Below are 17,512 nucleotides of genomic sequence, written 5' to 3'. Positions count from 1 at the left end.
ACTAGGTTCCTTCTTGTGGATAATTCTAGAACTATTCTACCATAAACTATTCTAGTTTTCCACAGAACGATGGATAATAGTTAGTTTTTCCACAACCTGTGGAAAATAAATTAACACTGTTAATTTGGGTTCTCCACAACCTGTGGAAAAGCCATTTTAAGGGGACACCGCTATTGTTTTCAACTATTTTTCATGTGGAAAACTAAAAAAGAAAAAACAGAATATCAACAAGCTACTTTAGCTTGTTGATAATTCTGTTTAATTCATCATCATTGGAAAAAGATATCTGAAGGTACCCACTATGGTTTGCTGTCAGCTTCATATTGACAGAGAGTCCCAATGATTTAGCCAATTGTTTCTCTAAAGAAGTGGCAAAAATATTTTTAGTTTTTTTAGATAGCTTCGAACTTGGAGTAGAAGTAACCAGTTGCTCAATTTGCCTAACACTTAGGCCTTCATTTTGTATTTTATGAGTGAGGTACAGTTGTTGCTTATCATCACTCAAAGTTAAAAGAGCACGCGCGTGTCCCGCACTAATTTTTCCTTCTTCAATTGCTTTAATGATAGGTGCTGGGAGTTGTAACAGACGTAAGGTATTGCTAATATAAGGTCTTGATTTTCCCATATATTTAGCAATCTCATCGTGAGTCATGTGTTTTTTTTCAACCAATAACTGATAGGCTTTAGCTTCTTCGATAGCGTTAAGGTTAGAACGTTGTAAATTTTCAACTATAGCTTGTTGCATGCTCTCGAGTGTGGAGATCTTCTTGATGATAGCTGGAACTTTTTTTAGACCAGCCATTTTTGAAGCTTTAAGTCGTCGTTCTCCAGCAACTAACTCATAGCCAAAAATGTCAGATTTTCGAACAATAATAGGTTGAATGAGGCCGTTTGATTTAATAGAAGTTGCTAGGTCTTGGAGTTCTCTTTGATTAAATTGTATCCTTGGCTGATAGGGATTTGTAACAATATCTTCAATTGGTAGGTCTATCAATAATTCTTTTGTCATAAGGGAGTTCCTGGATAGAATAAGAAACATAAAACAGTCCTTTGGACTGTTTTATGTGATAAAATGTAATAGTATTTAGGTAGCTTGTTTACTGCGTTTTAGTCAAATCTTGAGTAGTTTTTGTTAATTTGATATCTGCTTTTTTCTTTGTAGTTCCTCTATAAAAAGTTACTTTAATAGTATCATTAATATCGTGTCCGTATAGACTACTTTGTAAATCACTAATTGAATTAACTGTTTTGCCATCAATTTCTGTAATCACATCGTACTGAGCAAGTTTGCCAGATGCCGGCATTCCTTCCTTAACTTCTGCTACTACAATACCACCAGTTACACTAGTTGGAATATTAATTTGACTAAGAGCATTTGTGGATAAGTCATTTAAATTGACCATGGATATTCCAAGAGCAGGTCTGATAACTTCACCATTAGTTTCTAGTTGTTTAATAATTTTAATAACATCAGTAGATGGGATAGCAAAACCAATTCCTTCAACAGCACCACTATTACCGTTGCTACCAGTTGGGGTAGAAGAAATTTTACTTGAATTAATTCCGATTACTTGCCCCTCAATATTAATTAGTGGTCCACCAGAGTTTCCAGGGTTAATAGCAGCATCTGTCTGAATAGCATTTGTTGAGACAGTCTCACCATTCTCGTTTTTTAAAGTTACAGTACGACTTAAACTAGAGACGATTCCTTGAGTAACAGAATTAGCGTATTGTGTTCCTAGTGGGCTGCCGATAGCAATAGCAACTTCTCCAACATTTAGTTTTGTAGAATCTGCAAATTCAGCTACTGTTTTTATCTTATCTGAAGAGATCTTAACAACAGCTAAATCCGAATAAGTATCAGCTCCAACTAATTCACCAACAACTTTAGATCCGTCTGCCATAAGAATTTCAATTCGTTTAGCTCCGTCGATAACATGGTTATTAGTAACAACGTAAGCGGAGTTGCCATCTTTTCGATAAATGACCCCAGATCCTTCACTAAAAATAGATAATTCAGCATCCTTATTCTCTTTTGAACGCCCTTCTCCAAAGAGTTTTGTATAAGGGTTAGAAAGGGATGAAGAAGGGTTATCTTGATAATTAATAACTGATACAACTGCATTTTGAACAGCTTTGACAGCTTTAGTAGTATTGGTTGTGTTGTTAAAAACCATATTACTAGTTGTTGCCTTACCTGAATTTATTTTTGATGGAGAATGTGGGTAGAGATTATTGAATGTAATAATTGCTATTAATCCTCCTAAAAATCCAATTAGTAAAATACTTAAGGATTTTAAGATATGTTTCATACTTGGCATGTTTTGTCCTCCGAATTATTTGTCCATAGCTTATAGAACTTTGCTTAATTATACCTTAAAAATAAAAAAAAGAAAAGTAATCCACAGCCTGTGGATTACTTTTCTTTTTACTAATAAAGACCTTTGTACAAAGGTTTTTATTAGTAGTTGAAGAAAAATAACTTGTGGATAAATTGTGTAAAAAGTAATGTTCTTGTGATACAATTAAGCTATGAAAGTGAAACTAATTTGTGTTGGAAAACTAAAAGAAAGATACCTCAAAGATGGTATTTCAGAATATCAAAAAAGACTTTCCCGTTTTTGTCAATTCGAAATGATTGAGTTAACTGATGAAAGAACACCAGATAAAGCAAGTTTTGCTGATAATCAATTGATTATGAGTAAAGAAGCTCAGCGAATCCATAAAAAAATTGGGGAACGTGATTTTGTAATTGCATTAGCTATTGAAGGAAAACAGTTTCCTTCAGAGACATTTAGTGAATTAATATCAGGGGTTACTGTTAAGGGATATTCAACTATCACGTTTATTATTGGTGGGAGTCTTGGATTAGATTCAATTATTAAAAAAAGAGCTAATATGCTAATGAGTTTTGGATTGTTAACCTTACCTCATCAGTTAATGCGTCTAGTCCTTACTGAGCAAATTTATCGTGCTTTTATGATTACACAAGGCAGTCCTTATCATAAGTAAGAGAGTGTGAACTGGAATAACTAACTCTTACCACTTTATTAGATAATAGTTCGGTATAATTAAAAGCAAATATTAAAAAAAGACGTACTAAATCCTATCTTTTCAATACACTAAGGTAAATACAAAAAAAGCACTAAAACAGTGCTTTTTTATCTTTGATCCCAGCAGGATTCGAACCTGCGACCGTTCGCTTAGAAGGCGAATGCTCTATCCAGCTGAGCTATGAGACCTTAACCACATCATTTTAACAAAAATTATCTAAAACTGTCAATATTTATTTTGAAAAAACTAGAAAATAACATTATATCCCGCGTTATAAAATGAAGTACAACAAAAAAGACATGTTCGTCTGATATACTAGAATTCCCCAATTCAGTATGGAAAGCAGATGAACATGTCTAATATTAATTCTACCAGAAAATCATCCTATTCTCATCTTTCAGCCACAGAACGGGGTGAAATTGCTGCTTATCTTAAAATGGGAAAGAAACCCGTTGAGATTGCTCGACTTCTGGGTAGTCACCGTTCTACAATCTGCCGAGAAATAAAACGTGGTTCAGTAGATCAGGTAAAGGATAAGAATGGAAAACAAACCTTCTTCAACGCCTATTTCGCTGATAGTAGACAACGTGTCTATGAAACCAATAGATTTGTCTAAGATGGTTAGTATCAGAAAACGTTCTAAGAAAGTCATGAAGACGAATAAGAAGACTTTAGGTAAATCTATCGAAGAACGTCCAGAATATATTAATGATCGTTCTGAATTTGGGCATTGGGAGATTGATTTGGCTCTCGGCAAGAAAACCAAAAGTGAAGCTGTTATGTTGACTTTGGTAGAGCGCCAGACACGCTATGCACTATAGAAGACAAGCAGTCCCAAACCATTAACCGTGCTGTCACGCATCTCATCAGTCAGTATCCTATTGCATCCATCACAGCGGATAATGGTTCTGAGTTTAGTTTACTCTCAGACTTAAAAGCTGTTGACGTTTACTTTGCACATCCCTATTCTTCACATGAGAGAGGAACAAACGAGAACTTCAATGGTCTCCTCAGAGAATATGTCCCTAAAGGAATCTCACTTAATCCACTAACCTCTGAAGAACTTGACAATGATATTACTGCCATCAATGAGCGCCTAAGACGACTTCTTCAATAGCAATCCTCAAAATTCCTGTTTGAGCTATCCCGAACAGCTTAACCTCTGGAACTCTAGTTATCTATGAACTCGTTGCACTTGACTTGACAACTTGCGGTTTAAAAAAAATCAAATTTTTTTTAAAAAAGTATAGACAAAAAAAATCAATCTGCTATAATAGTAAGAGTGTTAAGGAGATATCCTCCAAAACTTCTGGTCCGTTGGTCAAGGGGTTAAGACACCGCCTTTTCACGGCGGTAACACGGGTTCGAATCCCGTACGGACTATCGCAATTGTCATTTTGGCAATTTTTTTCTTTTTCCGGCATAGCTCAGTTGGTAGTAGCGCATGACTGTTAATCATGATGTCGTAGGTTCGAGTCCTACTGCCGGAGTGATAAGATATTTCCTAAGATAATCTTAGGATTTTTTTATTTAGTAAAACAGATACTCAGGTCAAATGCTCAATTTACTAATTATTAAACCACTAAATACAGCATTGTGAACTAACAGGATTGTATTTTGCATTAAAATAGAAGTTCTGTTCTTTAATTGTATAGATGATAACATTAAGTTTAATTACAAACATTAACTGAAGCTTAATTTTTTACATTTTGAAAGCATGTCTCCCATTCAATACTGATGAATATAAGATTATTGTAAGGAGTCAAAAGATTGAAATCGTATCAGCGATGATTATTGTCATTTCAATCTTTGAAAGAGAGTAGTTTAACATTAACCCTCACGAAAAATCTGACCTTTATATTATTTGAGTTTATTAGTAAAATCGATAAAAGCATCTCAAGTATTAGAATATTTGTCTAGCTCTTGAGATACTTTTAGTATATTGACTCATTTGCCAAATTGATAAAAAAATCTGATTTTTTCGGACTAAAGTAATTTAGACTTTATATCTATGTACTTATACAAAAGCATATAAGCGATAATTCCTACACAAGATAGAGATAACCCTAATTTAAAACCATTAGGAATAAAGGTAAGGATAACACGTCCCTTTCCTTTAGGAATAGTAACTGATAGAAATCCTCCTTGTGCTTTTTTGACTGGAAGATTTTTCCCATCTTTTTGTGCTGACCAACCTTTATCGTAAGGAAGTGTAAAAATAAGAGAACCTTTCGTTTTTGAATTATAATCAGTGATTACCGTATTACTTTTAGCGTAAGTATGAACATTTTTTTGTTTAATGCTATTCATTGCTTCAAGGTAAGATTCAATAGACAAACTATAAAAATGAGGTTCCTTAAAACTAATTTGTTTATTTTTTGGAAAAACAAACGAAAATGTAGCAACTTTGGCATCGGCGAAATATCCTAAATCAAAAAAAGAGTAAGCGTTATCTGTAGTATATATGAAATTATGATTATCTGTCTGAATACGCATCTCTTTAGCATCAGGATTTGAAAATATAATATTGGGTATGCTAACATAGAGTTGACTATGTTTAGGGATGTTAATTTGATAATTAAGGGTAACGGAGTTTTGATAATCAGAAGCTTGTGCAGATATTTGTCCGTTAAATTGATTAGCACCAGAAATAAGTTGAGCTGGCTGTAAGTTAAAATAGGTTAAAGATTTCCCACTTAGTTGGTTAAGTAATTTGGTTTGGTTATCAAGGGTATTGACATTTAGGTTGACATCTTTGTAAACATTACGTGTTAATATAGCTAAAGGGCTACTATAGTGATTTTGATAAAGAGTAGTATTCCCGCTAGTTTTTAGTTTTGTAAATCCAAATTTATTTGGAGGTCCTTCGCTAAGATTATATTTTATACCAAGTAGACTGTCCATAATAATAGTATTGTTTTGGTATCTAAGGTTTAAATTTGTGCCTTTAGACTGAAATCCCAATCGATCCAATAAAGAACTAGATAGTCTATTTCTTACAGAGGAAAATTGTGAAATGCCGTAATAATTAAATTTCATGCTATCGTTCCCTGTTTGGGGAAGTAGCCTTTCCATTCTAAAAAAAGGTTGACTATTTTTTGACACAGAGTTGACAAGGTTGTTAATATCCTTTAATTGACTATTATATATCTGTCGTGATGGGAATCCCCACTCCTTATTAATTCCTTGAAGCTGGTAGTAGGTGTTTAACCCTGATTCAAGAAGGCTAAAGATAAGTATGAAAGCAGAAATAAAAGTAGATGGGATTTGAGAATTTCTAAACGAAAATAGTGAAATAGTATAACCTAATAATAAAAAAACACTAAGTAAAAAAAGAGTTAAAGGTAGAAAATTATATTGTTGAGAAAAGCTATAAGGAAGAGATGTCAGTATAATGAGGAAAATAAAAGCAAAACCTGCTTTTATTTGAGTCACTTCTTTTAGTCGAGAGAGAGTCTCACATGCGAGTAATAGGATAACTATGGAAAAAGACCAAGCGTAGCGATGCAAAAACATATTTGGTGAGTGCATCCCCTGCCAAAAAAGATCAAGTGGCTGTAGGTAAAAACTTATTATAATAAAAGTTAACAAGCAGGCATTGGCTAATTTTATTTTTAAAGGGATACTTTCTAAAGTAAAATAAATAACACTAAGCATTAGGGGAAATAATCCTACGTAAATCATAGGCAGAGCATTAAACTTGGTAGTATCGTACACTCCTATTGAGAGCTTAGCAGGTATATCCAAAAACCAAGCATTGTTCGTAACTAACTGTTTTATCGGGGATAGATTCTCTCCATAAGTTGACAAATCTAGATAGGTAGGAAGTATTACTAGAGCACTTGTTAAAGCAGCACATATTGACACAGCTGTAAACCTAACAAAAGCGATAAACATTTTGTTAAAATCATTGAGACGTAAAAGACAAACTAAGGCGTAAAGAATACAAAAAAGAGCAATCATGTAGCCAAAGTAGTAATTTTGAATGAATAATAATGATATCGAAAGATAATAAGTTCTGGTTTTATTTTCTGTGATAAGTTTATTTAATCCAAGTATAACAAGTGGAAGAAGAATGAAAACATCTAACCAAGAATTTAGTTCCATTTGACTTGTCAAGAAGCTCATTAAGCTATAAAAAACTGAGATGGAAATCATCAAGAAAGCACTGATTTTTGGATATAATCTATGAAAAGAATAGCATGCAGCTAATCCTATTAACCCAAATTTTATCAAGGTAAACAAATAGATAGCATCTGGCATAGAGGTTAAATTAAAAAAGAAAAGTAATGGAGAAAAGAAACTGCCAAGATAATAACACATTAAAGCATAAAAATTTATCCCTAGTCCGCTTGTAAAGGTATAAAAAAAACTATCAGAACCGTGCATGATGTTACGAAAGTTCTGCGCAAAAATAACATACTGATGAAAAGCATCACTAGCTAGAATTGTTTTATCACTATTATAATAAATGCCCATCGATAGAAGGATGATAAATATAATACTAAGAGGGAACAAAAAACTAGCAAGTCCAGCAATTATCCATTTATTATTATTTTTCATAAATTATATGGTCTTTCGTTTACAAATTTTAAAAAAGAGGCTAGGAAGAGATCTTCTTAGCCACCTCATTTATCATAAGGTTTTATTTCCAAAGTTCAGCAACTCGGGCTTGGACTTCTGGATTGTCAAGGAATTCGTCATAAGTTTCATCTATACGGTCGATAACACCATTTTTTGAAATAACAACGATGTGGTTAGCAATCGTTTGAATAAATTCATGGTCATGACTGGCAAAGATAACAGATTCTTTGAAGTCTTTGATTCCATCATTAAGACTTGAAATAGATTCCAAATCTAAGTGATTAGTTGGGTCATCAAGAATAAGAACGTTTGATTTCAATAGCATCAACTTAGAAAGCATGACACGCACTTTTTCGCCACCGGAAAGAACGTTAACAGATTTTTTAACTTCGTCTCCAGAGAAAAGCATCCGTCCTAAGAACCCACGTAAAAAGGTATCATCATCTTCACCTTTTGAGGCAAATTGACGTAACCATTCAAGAATAGATTCTTCCGTGGCAAAATCTTTTGAATTGTCTTTAGGCAAGTAAGAACGACTTGTTGTCACTCCCCATTTAATGGTTCCTTCGTAGTCAATATCATCTGCTAAAGCACGCATAAGAGCAGTTGTCTGAATATCATTTTGACCAATAATAGCAGCTTTGTCACCTGGACGTAAAATGAAACTGATATTATCAATGATTTTCTCTCCATCGATCGTTACAGAAAGATTTTCAACAGTGAGGAAGTCATTTCCCATTTCACGCTCTGCTTTAAAATTAATAAATGGGTATTTACGGCTTGAGGGAACAATTTCTTCTAATTCAATCTTATCAAGCATTTTTTTACGAGAGGTTGCTTGTTTTGATTTAGATGCGTTTGCTGAGAAACGGGCAACGAATTCTTGTAATTCTTTGATTTTCTCTTCTGCTTTAGCATTGCGGTCAGCTTGTAAACGAGCGGCCAGCTCAGAAGATTGTTTCCAGAAATCGTAGTTACCCACAAAGAGTTTGATTTTACCAAAGTCAAGGTCGGCCATGTGAGTACATACTTTATTCAAGAAGTGACGGTCATGGGAAACAACGATGACTGTATTTTCAAAATCAATCAAGAAATCTTCCAACCATGAAATAGATTGAATATCAAGACCATTGGTTGGCTCGTCAAGTAATAAAACGTCAGGCTTACCAAAGAGCGCTTTAGCAAGAAGGACTTTCACTTTATCTCCATTAGCCAGTTCACTCATATTTTGGTAGTGAAGGTCTTCTGGAATATTTAGATTTTGGAGAAGTTGAGAAGCTTCACTTTCTGCCTCCCAGCCACCTAATTCAGCAAAGATACCTTCTAGCTCAGCGGCACGAACCCCATCTTCTTCTGAAAAATCTGCTTTCATATAGATAGCGTCTTTTTCTTTCATGATATTGTAGAGTTGTTCATTACCCATGATTACAACATCAATCGCACGTTCTTCTTCATAATCAAAATGATTTTGGCGAAGAACAGATAAGCGTTCGTCAGGTCCTAAAGAGATATGACCAGTACTTGGTTCAATATCTCCTGCAAGGATTTTAAGAAAAGTTGATTTTCCGGCACCATTGGCACCGATTAAGCCGTAAGTATTGCCGGCTGTGAATTTGATATTAACATCATCAAATAGTTTTCGATCACTAAAGCGTAGTGATACATCAGAAACTGTAAGCAATTTGTCACCTCATTTTATTTATCTAAGCTTCATTGTACCTAAAATAGTCCCCTTTTTCAATCAGAAAAGGGCTAATCACTACATAGGCAATAAAACGTCTTTGTCTTCACGTTTGTATTGTTTAGTCAAACTAAATCCTCTTCCCATAACTTGAGCTGCTGGCATGACAACAATAAAGGCTGTATCGTCAATTTCGAGGATTTTTTCTTGGAGAGTAGGTAATTCGTGACTTGATACAATAGCCATTAACATAATTTTATCAGAAGTAGTATAACCACCGCGAATAGGAAGTTTAGTCACTCCACGATCCATAACAGTTGTGATATATTCTCGAATAGCTTGATAATCTTTGGAAATAATCATAACATTTTTGGATGAGTCAAAGCCATTTTCCATAACGCTAATCACATAACCAATTACGAAAAGTCCAATCGTAGAATACATCACGTCATCTGCAGAAAGTGCAATAAATCCCATAAGGACACTAATACCATCTACAATTGTCATTGCAACTCCAAGAGATAAAGGAGAGTATTTATGAAGTATTTGTGTTAGAATTCCAGTTCCTCCTGTCGAAGAGTTTCCCCAAAAAACCATTCCTAAACCAATGCCACAGATAATACCACCAAAAATAGCTGCTAACAACTGATTGTGTGTCAGAGTAGGTAATGAATTGGTTGAACGGATGGCAATAGGATATATCCAAGAACCATAAAGTGTTTTAATAAAATTTTGTTTTCCAAGAAAGAAGTAACACATTAATAATAAGGGAATATTACTAGCCATTAAAAAAAGCGACGGACTAATGCCAAATAGAGCTTTTATAACAACTGCAATACCAACCATACCCCCTGATGCAATATGATTGTCGACAAACATTGTATTGAAACCAATAGCTGTTATGAATGAGCCAATTGTGACAAGTAGTAAATCAATCCCTCGTTTTTTCATGCTTTTAATCTCCTTTATAACTGGTTAAAAATAGTAGACTCATTATCTCTTAAATGTACTGAGACCGTCAAGTCATATTTTCAAAAAATCTGGTGAACTTGACAAGAAGTTTAAAATTTCATAGAATAAATCTAAATTAGAAGAGTATTCTTTTCATGTTTTTAGAGAGTTAGTGGTTGGTGCAAGCTAACAACAGAAAAGGTGAAATGGACTAATGATTATTTGAAAGGAAACCATAACTTTCAGGTTGGCACCCCTTACCGTGCAGCTTCTTTCATTGAGAAGATTGAGATAGTATCTCGTTTTGATAAAGCAGATGCTAATTGAGGTGGTACCGCGTATTACTTGTAATAACGCCCTCACGTTTTAATAGCGTGGGGACTTTTTGCTATATCAAGAGATAGTTAGGGAGAAAATGATGACAAAACCTATTATTTTAACTGGAGATAGACCAACTGGAAAATTACATTTAGGTCATTATGTCGGAAGTCTTAAAAATCGTGTCTTTTTACAAAATGAAAACAAGTATAAGATGTTTGTTTTCTTGGCCGATCAACAGGCACTGACGGATCATGCTAAAGAATCCGAATTAATTCAAGAATCTATTGGAAATGTTGCCTTGGATTACCTCTCTGTCGGTTTGGATCCGAAGCAATCAACGATTTTTATTCAAAGTCAGATTCCAGAGCTAGCTGAATTGAGCATGTATTATATGAATCTGGTATCATTAGCACGTTTGGAAAGAAATCCCACTGTTAAAACCGAAATTGCTCAGAAAGGTTTTGGCGAAAGTATTCCATCTGGTTTTTTGGTTTATCCAGTATCACAGGCCGCTGATATTACAGCATTTAAAGCGAATTTAGTACCTGTAGGTAACGACCAGAAACCGATGATTGAACAAACACGTGAAATTGTGAGAAGTTTTAATCATACTTACCATACAGACTGTTTAGTAGAACCTGAAGGTATTTATCCAGAAAATGAAAAAGCTGGACGCTTACCTGGTCTTGATGGCAATGCCAAAATGTCTAAGTCATTGGGAAATGGAATCTATCTCTCAGATGATGCAGATACCGTTCGCAAAAAAGTGATGAGCATGTATACTGATCCAAATCATATTAAAATAGAAGATCCTGGTCAAATTGAAGGGAATATGGTCTTTCATTATTTGGATATTTTTGCTAGAAAAGAAGATCAAGCTGATATCGAAGCAATGAAAGAGCATTATCAAATAGGTGGTTTAGGAGATGTGAAAACGAAACGCTACCTTTTAGATATTTTAGAACGTGAATTAGCACCTATTCGTGAAAGACGTTTGGAGTACGCTAAAGATATGGGAGAGGTGTTCCGTATGTTACAAGAAGGTAGTCAAAAAGCAAGAACTGTGGCAGCCAAGACTTTATCAGAAGTGAAGTCAGCAATGGGTATTAATTATTTTTAATGTTTTAGAGAAAAAGCTAAGTTAGTAATGATAAGATAATTACTATTATCAAAACAGGACCTAATTTGTCATTTCTTTACAGGATAGTAGAGATTATGTTTTATATAGTCTTATTTTTGATTAAAAATAAGACCCAAATGAATTTTTTGATTAATAAAAAACGGATAATACTGATATATTATGCTGATAGTGACTTCAGCTGTAGGAATATTTTATTGACAAATGATTTTAGCGTGATATGATAGTAACAATAAAAAATAGACCAGGGTAATATTCCCTAAAAATAAAAGAAAAGAGGATTATCTGGATGTCAAATTGGGACACTAAATTTTTGAAAAAAGGCTACACTTTTGACGATGTCTTGCTTATTCCGGCAGAGAGTCATGTTCTTCCAAATGAAGTTGATTTAAAGACAAAACTCGCAGACAATTTGACATTAAATATTCCTATTATTACAGCAGCTATGGATACGGTTACTGGTAGTAAAATGGCTATTGCAATTGCGCGTGCGGGTGGTTTAGGTGTTATTCATAAAAACATGTCTATTACTGAGCAAGCAGAAGAAGTTCGCAAGGTAAAACGTTCTGAAAATGGTGTCATCATTGATCCATTCTTCTTAACACCTGAACACAAGGTTTCAGAAGCTGAAGAATTAATGCAGCGCTACCGTATCAGTGGTGTGCCAATTGTTGAAACTTTAGCAAACCGTAAGTTGGTCGGTATCATTACTAATCGTGATATGCGTTTTATTTCTGATTACAATGCACCAATCTCTGAACATATGACTAGTGAGCACCTCGTTACGGCTGCTGTTGGTACAGATCTTGAAACTGCAGAACGTATTCTTCATGAACACCGTATTGAAAAACTTCCTTTGGTTGATAATAGCGGTCGTCTGTCTGGTTTAATCACTATCAAAGATATTGAAAAAGTAATCGAATTCCCACATGCTGCTAAAGATGAATTTGGTCGTCTTCTGGTCGCTGCTGCGGTAGGTGTTACCTCAGATACTTTTGAGCGTGCCGAGGCCTTGTTTGAAGCTGGTGCAGATGCGATTGTTATTGACACAGCTCATGGTCATTCGGCTGGTGTTCTTCGTAAAATTGCTGAAATTCGTGCTCATTTCCCAAATCGTACTTTGATTGCTGGAAATATTGCCACTGCTGAAGGTGCGCGTGCTCTTTATGATGCAGGTGTTGATGTTGTTAAAGTGGGTATTGGTCCCGGATCTATCTGTACCACTCGTGTGGTTGCAGGTGTCGGTGTTCCTCAAGTGACTGCTATTTACGATGCTGCTGCTGTTGCTCGTGAATATGGCAAAACGATTATTGCTGATGGTGGTATCAAGTATTCTGGCGATATTGTTAAGGCTCTTGCAGCCGGCGGTAATGCTGTTATGCTTGGATCAATGTTTGCAGGTACTGATGAAGCTCCAGGTGAAACTGAAATCTACCAAGGCCGTAAGTTCAAAACTTATCGTGGAATGGGTTCCATTGCAGCTATGAAGAAAGGATCAAGCGATCGTTACTTCCAAGGTTCCGTCAATGAAGCTAATAAGCTAGTTCCAGAAGGTATTGAAGGCCGTGTTGCTTATAAAGGAGCTGCTTCAGATATTGTCTTCCAAATGTTAGGTGGTATCCGCTCAGGTATGGGCTATGTTGGCGCAGGTGACATTCAAGAATTACATGAAAATGCTCAATTTGTTGAAATGTCAGGTGCAGGCTTGATTGAAAGTCATCCACATGATGTCCAAATCACAAATGAAGCACCAAACTATTCTGTGCACTGATAATTTAATTTAGTAACTTTAAGGGCTGACATATTGTGCCAGCTCTTTTTTATATTAAAAAATGATAAAATATAATAACAATTTTCGGATAACTTTTATTGTTTTTTCTTAGTAAATAAGCTATAATTAGTCTTTACATGAAACCATTTTATGATGGAATTATTATAATCTTTAAAGATTTACTATAAAGGAGATAACATTTTGGAAGGTATTTTTTATGCACTTATTCCCATGTTTACATGGGGAAGCATTGGATTTGTTAGTAACAAAATTGGAGGAAAACCTTCGCAACAAACTCTAGGAATGACTTTTGGGGCTTTATTATTTTCATTAGCTGTTTGGTTAATTGTTAGACCTGAGATGACACTGCAACTTTGGCTTTTTGGAATATTGGGTGGTTTTATCTGGTCAATTGGTCAAACTGGTCAATTTCATGCCATGCAATACATGGGAGTCTCCGTTGCCAATCCTTTGTCAAGTGGCTCTCAACTTGTTCTGGGAAGTTTGATTGGTGTCCTCGTTTTTCATGAATGGACAAGACCTATGCAATTTGTAGTAGGAAGTCTAGCACTATTACTTCTGATTGTTGGTTTTTACTTTTCTAGTAAACAAGATGATGCTAATGCACAAGTCAATCACCTTCATAATTTTTCAAAAGGATTTAGGGCGCTCACTTATTCAACAATTGGTTACGTGATGTATGCTGTATTATTTAATAACATCATGAAATTTGAAGTTTTGTCAGTCATTTTACCCATGGCAGTAGGTATGGTTTTAGGAGCTATAACTTTCATGTCATTTAAAATTTCCATTGACCAGTATGTGATTAAAAATAGCGTTGTTGGATTACTTTGGGGCATTGGGAATATTTTTATGCTTTTAGCTGCATCAAAAGCAGGACTTGCTATTGCCTTTAGTTTCTCACAATTAGGTGCTATCATTTCGATTGTCGGAGGCATTTTATTCCTAGGCGAAACCAAAACCAAAAAAGAAATGCGTTGGGTTGTCACAGGAATTATTTGTTTTATCGTAGGTGCTATTTTATTAGGTGTGGTCAAATCTTAATCGCCACATAATATCAAAAAAGGCTCAGTTTAACTGAACCCTTTTTTGATGTTATTAGTGAATATCAGAATCAATTTGAACGGTTCCTTTTGTCACGTGAAAAATACGGATACCTTCTGGCAACTGTGACAGGTGATCCAAACTTGTTGTTGTGATAAAGGTTTGGACATTTTCTTTAATTACTGTTTCAAGTAACTTTGTTTGTCGTGTATTGTCTAGCTCGCTCATGACATCGTCTAGTAAAAGAATGGGATTATCTCCAGTCAAGGCCTTCATTAAACTAACTTCAGCCATTTTTAAGGAAAGGATAAGGCTGCGGTGCTGACCTTGACTAGCAAAGTTAGCATTCATCCCGTTAATGTAAAAGGCTAATTCATCGCGATGTGGACCAACGCTAGTGTTTTTACGGAAGAAATCTTTCTGATGATTTTTTTCAAGTTGGTGTAAAAATTGTTGGTAAATATTAGTTTTTTTGTCAAAGACAACTGACGACTGATAGGAGAGAGAGAGACTTTCTAAACCATTTGAGATGGCTTGGTGATGAGTATTTGCTTCTTTCTCTAACGCATTGATAAAATCAATACGATGTTCCATGACACGGGCTCCATAGCTAGCTAATTGCTCATCTAGAACAGCTAGAAAAGCGGCATCAATTTGTTGGGCACTTTTTAAATAGCTATTACGCTGTTTAAGCACGTGGTTATAATGGGATAACTCAGATAAGTAAACAGGCTTAATTTGACCAAGGTCAATGTCGATAAATTTGCGACGAAGGCTAGGTGCTCCCTTAACTAGTTGCAAATCTTCTGGTGCAAAAAGCACAACCATCATCGTTCCAATATAATCAGATAATTTTGCTTGCTTTAGCGCATTAATCTTTGTCACACGTCCTTTATCTGATAGATTGATTTCTAAATCAACAGTACCACTAATACGCTGAATCTTACCAGTAAGAGAAACAGTTGAGTGATCAAAATGAATCAATTCTTTATCAGCCCTCGTGCGATGACTTCTAGTAAGTGATAGAAAATAGATTGCCTCGAGAAAATTGGTTTTTCCTTGAGCATTATTACCGATAAAGACATTTAAACCCGACGAAAATGAGGCAAGCAGGTGGTCATAATTGCGATAATGTTTTAACTCTAACTCTTTAATCCACATACTAGATACCTGGGAAGCGGACAGGTGCAGTTGGTTTACCTTTAGTTTTCTTAGTTGCTCTTAGTGATTTTTTGGTAGTAGATTGACGATTGTTATGTTTAGAAGAAGTCTTTTTGTTAGCTTGGTTCATTTGTTTCACTAGAGCCGCTACACGTGTCTTTTCAGCCATTTCTTCGGCAAATTGTTCTTTTTCTTCTTGACTAGGCTCAACAATAGTGATAATTAAGTCTTGGTCAGGTAGAGAAATCTTATCCCCTACTCTGATTTTTTTGCCTCGACGTTTCTCATCTTCACCATTAAATAGAACGGTTGTTTCAGCGAGAAATCCCTTGATAGCGCCACCACTTTGGATAATTCCTAATTCTTTAAGAAGGGCTTGTAGGGTGATAAATTCTGTAAATAATTTGTATATCATTGTCATCTCCATTTTGTCATTCAAGTCATTATAGCATAAAACAGAAATAAATAATAATAGCTGAATAAGAGCTATTTATAAAGTATCATACTCGTCCAAATAACTATTTAGTTTTGAAGTTCTTGTTAATTAGTTTTAACAAAAGCTGTACTTATGTTTATCATTTTTCTACGTATAAATCCTATTATTAATATGTCCCTCTAGTAAAGTTGTATAACACAAAACTTTTATATTTTGGAACGTTGACAATTTTCAAGATATAAACTTAAGTTGCTATAAACAAGGAAAAAAGTAAAGTACCAACACATTACTTTGAATGTGTTGGTACTTTACTTTTTTCCAAAGCTTTTCCTAGTTTGATAATGTAATTTTTCAAGTCCTCTTTGACCTGTGGGTGTTCTAAGGCATAGTCGATAGATGTTTTCATGAATCCAAATTTATCCCCAACATCGTAACGATTGCCTTTAAATTCTCGTGCAAAGACACGCTGAGTTTTATTGAGGGTATCGATAGCATCTGTGAGTTGCACTTCGTTACCTGCTCCAGGGGTCTGTCTTTCCAAAATACCAAAAATTTCAGGGGTTAGGAGGTAACGACCAATAATAGCCAAATCACTAGGCGCATCTTCTGGTTGTGGTTTTTCAACAAAGGTGTCTACACTGTAAAGGCCCTTGACAGCCTTGCCTTGAGGAGCGATAACCCCATAGCTAGACACATCTTCATGAGGAACTTTCATCACAGCGATAGTGGATGCATGCGTCTTGTCATAGTCCTCCATGAGTTGTTTGGTGAGAGGTTTAGCGGATGCATTTGTAATGTCCATTAAGTCATCTCCAAGCATGACCACAAAGGGTTCATTGCCCACAAAGGCTTTGGCTTGTAAGACAGCATCTCCCAGCCCTCTTGGGTGGCTTTGACGGATAAAATGAAGGTTAATGGCAGTGGTTTCATCCACTAATTTCAACAGTTCATTTTTCCCCTTAGCTTGGAGGTTGTATTCTAATTCAAAGTTTGAATCAAAATGGTCCTCGATAGAGCGTTTAGCTTTTCCGGTCACCACAAGGATTTCCTCGATGCCAGATTTTAGCGCTTCTTCGACGATAAACTGGATGGTTGGTTTATCAACGATGGGCAACATCTCTTTGGCAAGAGCTTTGGTAGCAGGTAAAAAACGTGTTCCTAGACCTGCAGCAGGAATAATGGCTTTTCTGACTTTGGTCATCAGTAACTCCTCACTTTTTATAATCTATGGCTTAGTGACATTCGTTTTCAGAACGGAATTCATTTGACATCATGTTACGTTTTCATATGATTTTTCGACTATTTCATAGTGCTCAATCATACCACCAACTGCAGTTCTTTTAAAGTAAA

General features: G+C 35.2%; 12 protein-coding genes, 3 tRNA genes, 1 pseudogene and 1 other annotated feature. Of the genes and pseudogenes, 7 read left to right on the top strand and 9 right to left on the bottom strand.

Features of this window, described 5'->3' with window-relative positions; all coding sequences use genetic code 11:
* Window positions 1–232: 232 nt before the first annotated feature.
* Both B6D67_RS10035 and B6D67_RS10030 read right to left on the bottom strand, forming a co-directional pair.
* On the bottom strand, window positions 233–1,009 hold the full coding sequence (locus tag B6D67_RS10035; protein ID WP_014407987.1) for a ParB/RepB/Spo0J family partition protein: 777 nt from the start codon (window positions 1,007–1,009) through the stop codon (window positions 233–235).
* A gap of 88 nt (window positions 1,010–1,097) precedes the next feature.
* Entirely contained in the window at window positions 1,098–2,321 is a 1,224-nt protein-coding gene (locus tag B6D67_RS10030; RefSeq protein WP_002994926.1) for a S1C family serine protease, read from the bottom strand.
* Between the two features lie 211 nt (window positions 2,322–2,532).
* Between B6D67_RS10030 and rlmH the strand changes: the two genes are divergently transcribed.
* Complete coding sequence (gene rlmH / locus B6D67_RS10025) at window positions 2,533–3,012, top strand: 23S rRNA (pseudouridine(1915)-N(3))-methyltransferase RlmH (protein ID WP_002981964.1); 480 nt, start codon at window positions 2,533–2,535, stop codon at window positions 3,010–3,012.
* A 156-nt stretch (window positions 3,013–3,168) separates the two neighbouring features.
* Here the strand turns inward: rlmH and B6D67_RS10020 are convergent.
* Window positions 3,169–3,242 (bottom strand) — tRNA-Arg (locus tag B6D67_RS10020).
* A 164-nt stretch (window positions 3,243–3,406) separates the two neighbouring features.
* Here B6D67_RS10020 and B6D67_RS10015 point away from each other — a divergent pair.
* From B6D67_RS10015 to B6D67_RS10000, 3 genes and pseudogenes are all read left to right on the top strand, one after another.
* Window positions 3,407–4,171 (top strand): annotated as a pseudogene (locus tag B6D67_RS10015) (IS30 family transposase).
* A gap of 194 nt (window positions 4,172–4,365) precedes the next feature.
* Window positions 4,366–4,437: transfer RNA gene (locus tag B6D67_RS10005), tRNA-Glu, on the top strand.
* Between the two features lie 33 nt (window positions 4,438–4,470).
* Window positions 4,471–4,544 (top strand) — tRNA-Asn (locus B6D67_RS10000).
* Window positions 4,545–5,040: 496 nt separating this feature from the next.
* Here B6D67_RS10000 and B6D67_RS09995 read toward each other — a convergent pair.
* The 3 genes from B6D67_RS09995 to B6D67_RS09985 form a co-directional block, all read right to left on the bottom strand.
* Entirely contained in the window at window positions 5,041–7,617 is a 2,577-nt protein-coding gene (locus B6D67_RS09995; RefSeq protein ID WP_010922804.1) for a YfhO family protein, read from the bottom strand.
* A gap of 82 nt (window positions 7,618–7,699) precedes the next feature.
* A complete protein-coding gene (locus tag B6D67_RS09990) occupies window positions 7,700–9,319 on the bottom strand; it encodes an ATP-binding cassette domain-containing protein (RefSeq protein WP_002981986.1) in 1,620 nt (539 codons plus the stop codon).
* A gap of 78 nt (window positions 9,320–9,397) precedes the next feature.
* A complete protein-coding gene (locus B6D67_RS09985; RefSeq protein WP_002982011.1) occupies window positions 9,398–10,270 on the bottom strand; it encodes a YitT family protein in 873 nt (290 codons plus the stop codon).
* A gap of 122 nt (window positions 10,271–10,392) precedes the next feature.
* Window positions 10,393–10,634, top strand: a binding site (T-box leader).
* 54 nt (window positions 10,635–10,688) lie between these two features.
* Between B6D67_RS09985 and trpS the strand changes: the two genes are divergently transcribed.
* The 3 genes from trpS to B6D67_RS09970 all read left to right on the top strand — a co-directional run bounded on the left by trpS (window position 10,689) and on the right by B6D67_RS09970 (window position 14,565).
* Window positions 10,689–11,711, top strand: coding sequence for a tryptophan--tRNA ligase (gene trpS / locus B6D67_RS09980; RefSeq protein WP_010922803.1), 1,023 nt, complete (start codon window positions 10,689–10,691; stop codon window positions 11,709–11,711).
* Between the two features lie 307 nt (window positions 11,712–12,018).
* Window positions 12,019–13,500, top strand: a complete 1,482-nt coding sequence (gene guaB, locus B6D67_RS09975) for an IMP dehydrogenase (protein WP_002991454.1) — start codon at window positions 12,019–12,021, stop codon at window positions 13,498–13,500.
* A gap of 201 nt (window positions 13,501–13,701) precedes the next feature.
* Window positions 13,702–14,565, top strand: coding sequence for a RhaT/GlcU family sugar-proton symporter (locus tag B6D67_RS09970; protein WP_002992310.1), 864 nt, complete (start codon window positions 13,702–13,704; stop codon window positions 14,563–14,565).
* 54 nt (window positions 14,566–14,619) lie between these two features.
* Here the strand turns inward: B6D67_RS09970 and recF are convergent, their stop codons facing one another.
* The 3 genes from recF to hasC form a co-directional block, all read right to left on the bottom strand.
* On the bottom strand, window positions 14,620–15,726 hold the full coding sequence (gene recF, locus B6D67_RS09965; protein WP_010922801.1) for a DNA replication/repair protein RecF: 1,107 nt from the start codon (window positions 15,724–15,726) through the stop codon (window positions 14,620–14,622).
* A 1-nt stretch (window position 15,727) separates the two neighbouring features.
* Window positions 15,728–16,141: a S4 domain-containing protein YaaA gene (gene yaaA / locus B6D67_RS09960; RefSeq protein ID WP_010922800.1), complete on the bottom strand. Its 414-nt coding sequence runs from the start codon at window positions 16,139–16,141 to the stop codon at window positions 15,728–15,730.
* A gap of 307 nt (window positions 16,142–16,448) precedes the next feature.
* Window positions 16,449–17,363, bottom strand: a complete 915-nt coding sequence (gene hasC / locus B6D67_RS09955; RefSeq protein WP_010922799.1) for a UTP--glucose-1-phosphate uridylyltransferase HasC — start codon at window positions 17,361–17,363, stop codon at window positions 16,449–16,451.
* Window positions 17,364–17,512: the final 149 nt, after the last annotated feature.

It is taken from the genome of Streptococcus pyogenes, assembly GCF_002055535.1.
In the GTDB taxonomy this organism is placed as follows: Bacteria; Bacillota; Bacilli; order Lactobacillales; family Streptococcaceae; genus Streptococcus; species Streptococcus pyogenes.
The sequence above is the reverse complement of the archived record's forward strand: the minus strand, read 5'-3'. Positions and strand labels throughout refer to the sequence as shown.

Excerpts from the sequence above, each read along its gene's own strand:
- hasC (WP_010922799.1), bottom strand. The coding sequence starts at position 17,363 with ATGACCAAAGTCAGAAAAGCCATTATTCCTGCTGCAGGTCTAGGAACA.
- B6D67_RS10030 (WP_002994926.1), bottom strand. The coding sequence starts at position 2,321 with ATGCCAAGTATGAAACATATCTTAAAATCCTTAAGTATTTTACTAATT.
- rlmH (WP_002981964.1), top strand. The coding sequence starts at position 2,533 with ATGAAAGTGAAACTAATTTGTGTTGGAAAACTAAAAGAAAGATACCTC.
- recF (WP_010922801.1), bottom strand. The coding sequence starts at position 15,726 with ATGTGGATTAAAGAGTTAGAGTTAAAACATTATCGCAATTATGACCAC.
- trpS (WP_010922803.1), top strand. The coding sequence starts at position 10,689 with ATGACAAAACCTATTATTTTAACTGGAGATAGACCAACTGGAAAATTA.
- yaaA (WP_010922800.1), bottom strand. The coding sequence starts at position 16,141 with ATGATATACAAATTATTTACAGAATTTATCACCCTACAAGCCCTTCTT.
- B6D67_RS10035 (WP_014407987.1), bottom strand. The coding sequence starts at position 1,009 with ATGACAAAAGAATTATTGATAGACCTACCAATTGAAGATATTGTTACA.
- guaB (WP_002991454.1), top strand. The coding sequence starts at position 12,019 with ATGTCAAATTGGGACACTAAATTTTTGAAAAAAGGCTACACTTTTGAC.
- B6D67_RS09985 (WP_002982011.1), bottom strand. The coding sequence starts at position 10,270 with ATGAAAAAACGAGGGATTGATTTACTACTTGTCACAATTGGCTCATTC.
- B6D67_RS09995 (WP_010922804.1), bottom strand. The coding sequence starts at position 7,617 with ATGAAAAATAATAATAAATGGATAATTGCTGGACTTGCTAGTTTTTTG.